The organism is Chryseobacterium sp. 3008163, from assembly GCF_003669035.1.
Lineage (GTDB): Bacteria > Bacteroidota > Bacteroidia > Flavobacteriales > Weeksellaceae > Chryseobacterium.
Map to the genome: position 1 here is coordinate 1,615,318 of NZ_CP033070.1, position 12,412 is coordinate 1,627,729.

A 12,412-nucleotide genomic window follows, 5' to 3' on the forward strand; every position below is an offset into this window, starting at 1 on the left:
AGCGTTTAAACAACATTAAAAAATAAACTTCTTATGTTAAAAAAATTCATAGATAGACCGGTACTTTCTACGGTTATCTCCATTATATTGTTGTTGTTGGGAGCGATGTCGGTTTTCAACCTTCCGATTACACTGTTTCCCGATATTGCGCCACCAAGTGTGCAGGTGACGGCATTTTATCCGGGAGCGAATGCAGAAGTTGTTGCCCGTTCCGTTGCGGTTCCGATTGAGGAAGCTGTAAATGGGGTTGAGAATATGACCTACATGACCTCAAATTCAAGTAACGATGGATCAATGACCTTGAGTGTATTTTTCAAGCAAGGTTCAGATCCGGATAATGCAGCGGTAAACGTTCAAAACCGTGTTTCAAAAGCGATGAGCCAGCTTCCGCAAGAGGTTGTACAGGCGGGAATTTCGACTCAGAAAGTTCAGAACAGTATGATTATGTTTATGGGATTGTCAAGTGATGATCCAAAACAATATGACGAACTTTTCTTACAGAATTATTTGAAAATCAACGTCATTCCACAGATACAGCGTATCCCGGGAGTTGCTCAGGCGCAGGTTTTCGGTACCAGAGATTATTCAATGAGACTTTGGCTGAAACCAGATCGATTGGCTGCTAATAATCTTTCTCCACAGGAAGTTTTGGCAGCAGTAAAAGATCATAATCTTGAAGCCGCACCGGGACGTTTGGGACAGGGAAGCAAGGAAACTTACGAGTACATTTTAAAGTATAAAGGTAAATTAAACAAAAATGCAGACTACGAAAACATCGCCATCAAATCAAACAGTGACGGTTCGTTTTTAAGATTAAAAGATGTTGCGAGAGTAGAATTCGGTTCTTACACGTACACTGCAGCCAACAGAATGGACGGTAAACCTGTAGCAGGATTTGCAATTTTGCAAACTGCAGGTTCTAATGCAAACGAAATTTTAACTGATATTGAAAAGCAGGTTGAGCAGATGAAAACTACCCTTCCAAAAGGAGTTGAGCCCATCATCATGTACAATTCAAAAGACTTTTTGGATGCGTCAATTCATCAGGTAGTTGAGACATTAGTGATTGCATTTATTTTGGTATTTATTGTAGTGTACATTTTCCTTCAGGATTTCAGATCTACATTAATTCCTGCGATTGCCGTTCCGGTAGCAATTATCGGTACATTCTTTTTCCTTCAGATGTTTGGTTTCAGTATCAATATGTTGACTTTGTTTGCTTTAGTTTTAGCCATTGGAATTGTAGTGGATGATGCAATTGTCGTCGTTGAAGCCGTCCATTCAAAAATGGAACAGACTGGTATGCCAGTCGAGCAGGCGACTACAAACTCAATGAGTGAAATTTCGGGAGCGATTATTTCCATTACATTGGTGATGTGTGCGGTGTTTATTCCGGTTGGTTTTATGGAAGGACCTGCAGGAGTTTTCTACAGACAGTTTGCATTTACATTGGTCATTGCGATTTTGATTTCAGCGGTTAATGCGTTGACTTTAAGTCCTGCTTTATGTGCTTTGTTATTAAATGATCCTCAGGGAGAACATGGCGATCACGGTCAGAAAAAAGGTTTTGGAGCGAAGTTTTTCAATGCTTTCAACAAAAGCTTCAACAACATGACCAGAAAATACATCTACAGCCTTAAATTTTTAATTAAAAATAAATGGGTTGCGGTTACCGGTTTAGCGTTACTCACAGCGGCAAGTGTTTTCTTAATTAATAAAGCTCCGACAGGATTTATTCCAACTGAAGATCAGGGATTTGTTTTGTATGCAGTGAATACACCTCCGGGAAGTTCATTAGACAGAACGCACAGAGCCACTGAACAGATTGATAAAATCATCAACGGTGAAAAAGCCAAAAATCACCTTTGGGTAGCCGACGGAATGAACTTCATCAGTAATTCCAATGCTTCTCCTTATGCTGCTGGTTTTATTAAGCTTAAAGACTTTGAAGACCGTGGTGAAGTGAAAGATCCCGATCAGATTGCTGCGGGCTTGACAGGAAAAGTAGCACAGGTAAAAGATGCCAGTGCATTCTTCTTCAACTTCCCTACCGTACAGGGTTTTGGTAACGTTTCAGGGTTTGAATTTATGTTGCAGGATAAAACGAACGGTTCTTTTGAGCAGTTGGGAACAACGACTCAGGCATTTATCGGAGAATTGATGAAGCGTCCTGAAATTGCATTTGCCTTTACAACGTACGCAGCAGGAAATCCTCAATATACAATTGATGTTGATACTGATAAAGCCAATCAACTCGGCGTTTCTATAACCGAATTGATGCAGACCATGCAGATTTATTACGGAAGTAGCTTCGTTTCAGATTTCAACAGATTCGGGAAATATTACAGAGTGATGGCACAGGCAGATATTCCTTACAGAACCGATGCGAATTCCATGGAAGGAATTTATGTTAAAAATAAAACAGGCGAAATGGTTCCTGTAAAGACTTTGGTAACATTAAAGAGAACTTTCGGACCTGAAACGGTTTCAAGAAACAACTTATTCAACGCCGTGACAATCAACGGGACTCCAAAACCTGGTTACAGTACCGGAGATGCTATTAAAGCCGTAGAAGAAGTTGCCCAAAAATCACTTCCTCGTGGATATGGTTATGAATGGACAGGAATTACCCGTGAAGAAATCAAAACCGGTGGACAGACTGCTTTTGTATTTTTGTTAAGTATCATATTTGTGTATTTCCTGTTAGCTGCACAATATGAAAGTTATATCCTTCCGTTTGCGGTTATTCTGACCATTCCCACAGGGGTTTTCGGAGTATTTGCCTTCACAGGATTGGCTGGAATTGACAACAATATTTATGTTCAGGTTGGATTAATCATGCTCGTCGGATTGTTAGCGAAAAATGCGATTCTGATTGTCGAATTTGCCGTTCAACGAAGAAAAGCAGGAAAAACATTGATTGAATCAGCACTTCAGGCTTCAAGATTACGTTTGAGACCTATCCTGATGACTTCATTTGCTTTCATCATCGGTATGTTGCCGTTAGTTTGGACTCAAGGTGCGGCAGCAAAAGGAAATCACTCGATCGGAATCAGCACCGTTGGAGGAATGTTTACAGGCGTAGTCTTCGGGATTTTCATTATTCCGGTGATGTATGTGATTTTCCAGTATTTACATGAAAAAATGCCAAGCAGAAAGAATAAAAGACTTCAAAGACAAAAACTGGAGGAAGAACTTTTAGCAACAGCACATTAATAAAAAATGATTAACAAAACTTTGAGATTTGAAATTCGCACAAAAATTTTTCTTCAAATTTAATTTTTAAGAATTTCTATACCAGGCAAAATATTTTCTCCTACTAAAGACAACTTTGCTTATCACTCAAAGTTTTGTGATCAATTTAAATATATAGACTTATGAAAAGAGTAAAAAATATAATCATCGCTTTTGGGATTGCATTAGGAGCAGTTTCTTGTGTGCCGAAATTGGCATATCAGGAAACGAAACCCGAACTTCCCGAAACATTTAAATACACCGCAACAGCCGATACCGCAAGCGTTGCTAACTTAGAATGGAAACAGTTTTTCAGCGATCCGATCTTGCAAAATTTAATCGAAAAAGGAATAAAAAACAACTACGACTTACAAATTGCCTTAAAACAAGTCGCCTCTTCACAGGAAAAACTGAAACAGGCAAAATATCTTCAATATCCTGATGTTGGTTTCGGAGTTTCTGCGCAGATTTCAAAGCCTTCAAAAAACAGCATGAACGGACAAAGCTTAAATTTATTTTTAGGTCAAAGTCATGTTGAAGATTACAATGCGGCATTCAACTTATCATGGGAAGCAGACATTTGGGGGAAAATAAAAAACCAGCAGGAAGTTTCAAAAATGCAGTATCTGCAGACATATGAAGCGACAAAAGCGATTCAGACACAGGTTGTTGCGGCAATTGCGCAAGGATATTATAATTTATTGATGCTTGATAAACAATTACAGATTGCAAAATCAAACTTAGACTTAAGCACCAATACCCTTTCTCTCACAGAAAAATTGTGGCAAAGCGGTGATACGACTTCTTTGGGAGTTCAGCAGGCAACCGCTCAAAAGCAATCAACAGAACTATTGATCACTCAACTGGAGCAAAATATTGCGATTCAGGAAAATGCATTAAGTATTTTAGTGGGTGAAAATCCAAACAAAGTCAACAGAACCATTGAAATGTCTGACACTTCTTTACCACAGGACATTTCTGCGGGACTTCCGGCAGCGATGGTGAGCCGTCGTCCTGATGTTCGTCAGCAGGAATTGGTTTTATTAGAATCAAATTCTATTGTGGGAATTGCTCAGGCAAACATGTATCCTGCGTTGAAAATTACCGCAGCAGGTGGCGTTAATTCATTTAAAATTGACAATTGGTTTTCAATTCCGGCATCATTGTTCGGTTCTGTTTTAGGAGGATTGACTCAGCCTATTTTCCAGAAAAGACAGTTGAAAACAGATTTAAATGTGGCTAAAATTCAAAGAGAGAAAAATGTTTTGGCATTTCGTCAGTCTGTATTAAATGCAGTAGGTGAAGTTTCTGATGCATTGGTTTCCAATGAAAGCTTAAAAGTTCAGGAACAGAAAGCAAGCGAACAGGTAACAACGTTGAAAAACGGAATCAAAAGCGCCGAAATGTTGTACAAAGGCGGCATGGCCAATTATTTAGAAGTGATTACCGCTCAGGGAAATTCTTTGCAGGCTGAACTGAATCTTGCGTCTGTAAAGAGACAGAGATTGAGCAGTATTGTAGATTTATACAGAGCTTTAGGTGGCGGATGGAAGTAAGTAAATTAATTATATTGTTTGAAGTGCGGTCTTTCGGGATCGCATTTTTTGTTTAAACTATCTACAAAAATAATTATGCGCGCTGTCATTCTGAATGGAACGAAGTGGAGTGAAGAATCTATAAAATATTTGCAGAGATTCTTCCTTCGTCAGAATGGCAATTGAACCATTAAGAACATTTAAGGAGTTAAGTTTAATTAAGAAAATCAAATAGATTTTTAAGTCTTAAGTGAAGCGAAACTTAATATTCTTAACCTCTTAATAAAAATCTTAATGGTTTAAATTAAACGTAAAGTCGCTGATGAAGGTAGTTCGTAAGAATCAATTTTATTGATTCAATTCTTTGCTCCTTAAAATATTCAGAATAAAAATAAATCTTTGCGTTAAAAAAAATTAAATTGAAGTTTTGGAATTAATATACTCAATCAATCCATCAAAATCCTTTTCTGAATATCCAACTTGTATGTAGTGAATATTTTCTTCCTTTCTATACCACGTCAATTGCCGTTTTGCAAATCTTCTCGAGTTTTTCTTAATCTCAGAAACCGCAAAATCAAGATCCCATTCTCTATCAAAATATTTAAAAAGTTCAGAATAACCAACTGTATTCAGCGAGGCCAAATTTCTGCCTTCCTGAGATTTTCTTAATTCATTAAGATTTTTAGCCTCATCAAGCAAGCCGTTTTCCATCATTTTATCGACACGAAGATTGATTCTTTCATAAATCATTTCCCGTGGAGCCTCAATACCAATTCTTATTGTTTGGAAATTTCTTGGATTTTTGGGATGAGCAATATTTTCAGAATATTTTTTTCCGGTTTGCCAGATCACATCAATGGCTCGCAGCAACCTTCTTTGATTGTGAATATCTACATTTTCGTAATATTCAGGATCTAAATCTTTCAGCATTTCCTGAAGTTTTTCAATTCCTTCAGTTTGCCAGATGGTTTCTAGTTTTTCTTGATTTTCTTCATTCGCTTCAGGCAAATCATTTAAGCCTTCAATTACCGCTTTCTCATACATCATGCTCCCACCAACCATAATGACAATATCGTATTTTTCGAAAAGCTGATCTAATAACTCCAAAGAATCATGCTCAAACTGACCGATAGAATAATAATCTTTTACAGAAAGCTGACCGATAAAATGATGTTTTGCCTGCGAAAGTTCATCTTCTGAAGGTGCCGCAGTTCCTATTTTCATTTCGCTGAAAAACTGTCGGGAATCACAGGAAATAATTTCTGTATTGAATTGGCGGGCTAAATCAATGGCGAGTTTTGTTTTTCCAATACCGGTAGTTCCTACTACAGAAATCAATGTTTTCATACGCTTACAGTCATTTTAAAAGTGAAAAAACATCATATTTCTTCGTCATAATTTCACTTTCTATATCACGGATATTTCCAGTTTGCTAAATTAAATGTTTATCTTTGTACGACAATAAAAAAGTATGATTTTATCAATGACCGGCTTCGGTAGAGCCGAAGGTGTATTTGAAGGAAAAAAAATTTCGATCGATATTAAATCACTGAACAGCAAGAGCTTTGATTTAAATATCAAAATTCCTTTACGATATAAAGAAAAAGAATTTGAAGTAAGAAAAATTCTAAACGATAGAATCATCCGCGGAAAGGTGGATTGCTATATCAATATTGAGAATCTTGAAGAAACGAATGATGTAAAAATCAACAGAAGTTTGATCGATTCTTACATGAATGAGCTTAAAAACATCGCTTCTGATGGACCCGATTTTGAGTACCTGAAAATGGCGGTAAGACTTCCGGATGCAATCACTTCAAGACCAGACGAATTAACGGAAGGTGAATGGGAATCTTTGGCGAAAATTGTAAATAATGCCGTTGATAAATTCCAGGAGTTCAGAAAAACTGAAGGGAAAATTCTTCACGAAGAACTGGAAAGAAACATCAAAAATATTGATAAATCTTTGGCAGAAGTTGTTCCTTACGAGCAGGTGAGAATTGATGCTGTGAAAGAACGTTATATGAAAACTTTAAAAGAGTTTGAAAACGTTGACGAAACAAGATTCTATCAGGAAATGGCTTATTTTACTGAAAAATTAGATATTCAGGAAGAAAAAGTAAGACTTTCTCAACATTTGAAATATTATTCTGAAGTGATGGAAAATGAAGATTTCAATGGAAAAAAACTAGGTTTTATTTCACAGGAAATTGGAAGAGAAATCAATACTTTAGGATCAAAAGCCAATCACGCTGAAATTCAGAAATTGGTGGTGATGATGAAGGATGATTTGGAAAAAATAAAAGAACAGACGTTAAACGTATTATAACAGTTGTCAGTTGATGGTTGATGGTTTTCGGTATTCTTCCGCAAACACAGACAACCGACAACCAGTAACCAACAACAAAAATGAAAAAAGTTATCATATTTTCAGCACCGTCGGGAAGCGGGAAGACAACATTGGTAAAACATTCTCTGGAAGTAATTTCGGAATTGGAATTTTCCATATCATGCACAACGAGACAGCCGAGAGGAAGTGAAATTCATGCGATTGATTATCACTTTATTTCGCCTGATGAATTCAGACAGAAAATTGCTGAAGAAGCTTTTGTTGAATTTGAGGAGGTTTATACCGATAAATATTACGGAACTCTGAAATCTGAGGTCGAAAAGATCTGGAATCAGGGAAAAGTTGTTATTTTTGATGTAGATGTAAAAGGCGGAATTTCATTAAAAAAATATTTTGGAGAAAAAGCATTATCCATTTTCATTGAACCACCTTCGATTGCCGAATTGGAACGGAGATTGATCACAAGAAATACCGATGATGCCGAAACCATCAAAACCCGCGTAGAAAAAGCTGAAGAAGAGCTTACCTATGCGATAGAATTTGACGAAATCGTTATTAACAGCGATTTGGATCAGGCAAAAATAGAAATAGAAAGTTTAATAAAAAGGTTTATCGGAAAATAAAGGTTTGAAGTTGGAAGCGGGATGATGGAAGTTTGATTTGTAAAAAATCAAATTTAATCACAACTAACTTCTTATTTCTTACTTTTAATTTTGATAAAATAAAAACACAGGTTGACATGAGCACCGAAACATTAGAAAAAGCTAAATCTACACTTCCTGTAAAAGGATTTTTAGATTTAAAAGATATCGCTATTCCTCAAGGAGAAGATTTGGTAAAAGCTATTCTCCAACTGAAAGAAGAAAAAAATGCCGTTATTCTTGCGCATTATTATCAACCGGGAGAAATTCAGGATATTGCTGATTTCTTGGGAGATTCTCTTCAATTGGCAAGGCAGGCGAAAGATACAGACGCCGATATGATTGTTTTTTGCGGAGTACATTTCATGGCAGAAGCTGCAAAAATTCTAAACCCAACTAAAAAAGTAGTTCTTCCTGATACAATGGCAGGATGCTCTTTGGCAGACGGTTGTTCAGGAGAAGGTTTGAGAAAAATGCGTGAGCAACATCCAAATGCTTTGATTGCAACCTACATCAACTGTAATGCAGAAACAAAGGCAGAAAGCGACATCATCGTAACTAGTTCAAACGCTGAAACAGTGATTGAAGCTTTACCGACTGACAGGCCTATTATTTTTGCTCCGGATAAAAATTTAGGTAGATATTTATCTAAAAAAACCGGACGTGATATGATTCTTTGGGACGGAAGCTGCATAGTCCACGAAGCTTTCTCAATGGAAAGAATCGCCCAACAGTTGGCGGATAATCCTGATGCAAAAATGATTGCACACCCGGAAAGTGAAGAAGCAGTTTTAAAATTGGCTCACTTCATCGGTTCGACTTCTGCGCTTTTGAATTTTGTTGAAAAAGACGACTGTCAGAAATTTATTATCGCAACTGAGGAAGGAATTCTTCACGAAATGAGAAAACGTGCACCACACAAAGAACTGATTCCTGCTTTGGTTTTTGACGAAAGCTGTAATTGCTCAGAATGTTTTTACATGAAGAGAAATACAATGGAAAAACTGTATCTGTGTATGAAATATGAACTTCCTGAGATTATCATTGAAGAAGAGCTTCGACTGAGAGCACTGAAGCCCATTGAGGCAATGCTCGATCTTTCAAAAAGTATTAAATAACAAGAGACTGATACAAAGAAAACACAAGAAATGAATAGTGCATTTAAGAAGGCATTCAAAATATATAAATATTTGGTTTCAATATTTATAGTTGCCTTTTTAATTTATTTTCTAATTGATGATTATGAATTAGTTATCAATAGTTCTTACTCAACTATGACACTATTTTATTTAATGGCTTTAGTTATTTTTTATGCATTCATTTTTTCTTGTTGGTTTTGGTTAATAACGTCGATTACTATTATTCTTGATTTTTACACCAAAGAAATTGGATAAATTTTTGTATAGATTTTTTTAAGACAACATAAAAATTTATGCTTACCAAAGATTTTTTCCAAAGCATTAGAACCGATAGAGGCAATGCTTGATCTTTTGAAAAGCATCAAATAAATTTTAAAGCGGGTTTTTTCACTCGCTTTTTTAGTTCGAAAATATAATAAATAGATGTCACCAAAGGAAATATTAATTCAAGCTAGAAAACTTCATGATGAGGGACGTTATGATGATGCCATACAACTACTTTTGCCATTAAAAGATATTAATCCTAAATTAGAAGAACATCAATATATATCTATATCCTACAGTTATTATTGCCTGAATGATTTCAGTCAATCTTTTTATTATGCGGAATTGGTTTCGAGCAAAAATAAATCAAATGAATTTGCATCTCAAATAAAGTATTTTTGTCTTGTTGATGAAAATAAAATTGATGAGGCTTTATCAGAAGTCATCAACTTTCTGAATGAATTTCCAGCAAATCTTTATAAAATTACATTAGAAGAACTTCTAGTTGATGTAAATGAAGATAGAATTCATGGAGAATTTGCTGCTAAAATATTATTTTTAGCCAATAAAAATAACGTTATAAATCAGGTAAAATTCAATCTGATTGATAAGGATCGATTAAATTAAAAAAACATGAGCAAAATATTTTTAGAAGACGTTAAAATCTACGCTTACCACGGTGTTCTTCCTGAAGAAAACATTATCGGGACATACTATATTTTAAATGCAGAAATTCATACAGATTTGTGGGATGCTGCAGTCTCTGATGATTTGAATGATACAATAAGTTATGCAGATATTAATGAAATTATTCATGATGAGATGAAAATTCAGTCGAAATTGCTTGAACATGTTGCCGGGAGAATTATCAATAAAATCAACGAAAAATTCAATCAGATCTCTTACATCAAATTAAGAATCACCAAAACGAGTCCACCAATGAAAGGTGAAATGAAAGGAGCAAGTATTGAACTTGAAAAAAGTTTTTTATTAGGCGGAATTACAGAAAATGAGTAATTTTCAGTTTTAAAATCAAAACACAGTGAAAATAGTTAAAATATTATTTCTATTGCTGTCCATCGGTATTTTTGGTCAAACCAATACGTCCGGTGATGCCATTTATAATTTTCCAAAAATAAAATCGAGCATTACGATGCCGGTGACGCTTCCGCTGTCGGAAATCAGCAATATGATCAATACCTCGGTAAAAGATCTGATTTTTCAGGATGATTCTTATACAGACAATGATAACGACCAATTTAAAGTAAAAGTCTGGAAAACCCGGCCAATACGCTTGGTTGGAAGTACAAATCAGAGCATTTTGATTGAAGTTCCATTAAAAATTTGGGCAAAAAAAGGCATCGGAACATTGGGAGTCTACACCTATCAGGAGACAACTTTTGAAACCGTGATGTATTTTAAAACTACATTAGATTTCAAAAACAATTGGTCTATCACCACTTTTACTCAGCCAACAGGCTTTAAATGGGTGAAAAAACCTGTTTTGGATTTCGGAAAAGTTGAAATTCCTATCACCTCTCTTGTTGAGAAAAGCCTGAAAGAACAACAATACAATTTCTGCAAAACCATAGATCAGCAAATGGCTTCGCAACTGAATTTCCAACAGTATGCAGTTTTAGCTTGGAATGCTTTTTCTCAACCTTTTAATATTTCTGAAGAATATAATACCTGGTTAAAAATTACGCCAATCCACGTCAATATCACTCCTTTAAAATTCTATGGAAATCAAATTGACACCAATATCGGCATCGATATTTTCTCCGAGACTTATACAGGAACAAAACCTGAAGCTTCGCACCCCGCAAAAGCAGTGATGAATTTTAATTTTATTCCACTTTTGGCAGACCAGTTTGTATTGCAAACGACCGCAAATATTCCGTTTTCTGAAGCCACAAATATTGCAAAAAAAACTTTTTTAAATAAAGAATTTGACATCAGGGATTCTAAGGTGAAAATTTCGGATATCAAAGTTTATGGCGAAGCAAACCGGATTATGATAGAAGCTGATACGGAAGGTTATGTGAAAGGAACAGTTTTTATTTCGGGCATTCCTGTTTATGACGAAACTAAAAGAAAAATAGTACTTTCAGACACAAAATTTAAGCTCAAAACAGCTAACATTCTTCAGAAGTTAGCAACTTCTCTTTTTAAAGGAAAAATTGTAAAAATGATTGAAGATGAATACGGAATCCCTACGGCCGAATTGGAAACTTCATCTAAAAAAAGTATTGAAGAAGCCTTTAACAAAGAATATTACAAAGGTCTGAAAATGAATGGAAAAGTATCTAATCTGAAGCCACATCAGATTCTTCTAAACGATTCCGGAATTACTGCTGTGATTGATACCAACGCCAATTTAAGATTTACTTTGAAAGGATTTTAAACTTATTATAAAACTAAAATCAATGTTAACTATGAGAAAATACTTACAAATAATCGACAGACATAGAGCTACAAAATGGGCAAGACTTGGAAGCATTGTGATTGATAGAATCGTTTTTAATATGTTCTTTTTTGCGTTTGCCATCATTGGAGGTCTTATCGACGGGATTCTGGGGATTTATTATTTTACAAAATTCTTTGACCAACTCGAAGGAATAGGTAGGCTTGCAGATATTATCATGACAAATATTATCTTTTTCATTTATATTTTTCTCTTAGAATATTTTACGAAAGGTAGAAGTATCGGAAAGTTCGTGATAGGAACGAAAGTCATCATGACCGACGGAACAGAGCCGAAGCTAAAAGATTATTTAATAAGAAACGTTTGCAGACTTGTACCATTTGACGCGCTATCCTTTTTAGGTGAGAACGGATGGCACGACAGCTGGAGCGATACAAGAGTAATCTCCATCAAAAATTATGAGGCTGAAAAACAGGCTAAAAGCGATATTGAAGATCTTGGAAAGAAAGAAATAGCGTGAAAACTTTGTTTGAATAAGAAAAAATTCTATATTTGCACCACCTAAAAATGGTGCTTTGGCCGAGCGGCTAGGCAGTGGTCTGCAACACCATCTACAGCGGTTCGAATCCGCTAGGCACCTCGTAAAAAACTCCGATCTTTCGATTGGAGTTTTTTTATTTTCAATTATACCTTAGCTAAGTCTCTAGAACAAAGAATTTTAAAACTTTAACATTTACTTAACTAAAACTTGGCTTCATAATTGAACATACCACATTAGAAAACTGTAAAGTTTAATCAATTTTTAAAATTTGAGTTATGAAAAA

10 protein-coding genes and 1 tRNA gene are annotated in these 12,412 nt (G+C 35.5%); 10 read left to right on the plus strand and 1 reads right to left on the minus strand.

Annotated features, from left to right (window positions below):
• Positions 1-33 precede the first annotated feature (33 nt).
• Both EAG08_RS07320 and EAG08_RS07325 read left to right on the plus strand, forming a co-directional pair.
• On the plus strand, positions 34-3,216 hold the full coding sequence (locus tag EAG08_RS07320) for an efflux RND transporter permease subunit (RefSeq protein ID WP_129534877.1): 3,183 nt from the start codon (positions 34-36) through the stop codon (positions 3,214-3,216).
• A gap of 161 nt (positions 3,217-3,377) precedes the next feature.
• Positions 3,378-4,790 (plus strand): efflux transporter outer membrane subunit, encoded by a 1,413-nt coding sequence (locus tag EAG08_RS07325; protein ID WP_129534878.1) that lies wholly within the window; start codon positions 3,378-3,380, stop codon positions 4,788-4,790.
• Between the two features lie 393 nt (positions 4,791-5,183).
• Here EAG08_RS07325 and miaA read toward each other — a convergent pair whose 3' ends face one another.
• Complete coding sequence (gene miaA, locus EAG08_RS07330; RefSeq protein WP_129534879.1) at positions 5,184-6,116, minus strand: tRNA (adenosine(37)-N6)-dimethylallyltransferase MiaA; 933 nt, start codon at positions 6,114-6,116, stop codon at positions 5,184-5,186.
• Positions 6,117-6,240: 124 nt separating this feature from the next.
• On the opposite strand from miaA, the gene EAG08_RS07335 reads away from it, so the two are divergent.
• The 8 genes from EAG08_RS07335 to EAG08_RS07370 all read left to right on the plus strand — a co-directional run bounded on the left by EAG08_RS07335 (position 6,241) and on the right by EAG08_RS07370 (position 12,228).
• Positions 6,241-7,098 (plus strand): YicC family protein, encoded by an 858-nt coding sequence (locus tag EAG08_RS07335; RefSeq protein WP_129534880.1) that lies wholly within the window; start codon positions 6,241-6,243, stop codon positions 7,096-7,098.
• A gap of 80 nt (positions 7,099-7,178) precedes the next feature.
• On the plus strand, positions 7,179-7,742 hold the full coding sequence (gene gmk / locus EAG08_RS07340) for a guanylate kinase (RefSeq protein WP_129534881.1): 564 nt from the start codon (positions 7,179-7,181) through the stop codon (positions 7,740-7,742).
• 116 nt (positions 7,743-7,858) lie between these two features.
• Positions 7,859-8,878 (plus strand): quinolinate synthase NadA, encoded by a 1,020-nt coding sequence (gene nadA, locus EAG08_RS07345; protein ID WP_047445216.1) that lies wholly within the window; start codon positions 7,859-7,861, stop codon positions 8,876-8,878.
• A gap of 444 nt (positions 8,879-9,322) precedes the next feature.
• Entirely contained in the window at positions 9,323-9,790 is a 468-nt protein-coding gene (locus EAG08_RS07350; protein ID WP_129534882.1) for a hypothetical protein, read from the plus strand.
• Between the two features lie 6 nt (positions 9,791-9,796).
• Positions 9,797-10,180 carry a dihydroneopterin aldolase gene (folB, locus tag EAG08_RS07355; RefSeq protein ID WP_129534883.1) on the plus strand — a complete coding sequence of 128 codons (384 nt, stop codon included), beginning with the start codon at positions 9,797-9,799 and terminating at the stop codon, positions 10,178-10,180.
• A gap of 25 nt (positions 10,181-10,205) precedes the next feature.
• The gene (locus tag EAG08_RS07360) at positions 10,206-11,567 is read left to right on the plus strand and encodes a DUF4403 family protein (protein WP_129534884.1); all 1,362 of its coding nucleotides are present in this window, start codon (positions 10,206-10,208) and stop codon (positions 11,565-11,567) included.
• 31 nt (positions 11,568-11,598) lie between these two features.
• Positions 11,599-12,108: an RDD family protein gene (locus tag EAG08_RS07365; protein ID WP_164998540.1), complete on the plus strand. Its 510-nt coding sequence runs from the start codon at positions 11,599-11,601 to the stop codon at positions 12,106-12,108.
• A 49-nt stretch (positions 12,109-12,157) separates the two neighbouring features.
• Positions 12,158-12,228: transfer RNA gene (locus tag EAG08_RS07370), tRNA-Cys, on the plus strand.
• Positions 12,229-12,412: the final 184 nt, after the last annotated feature.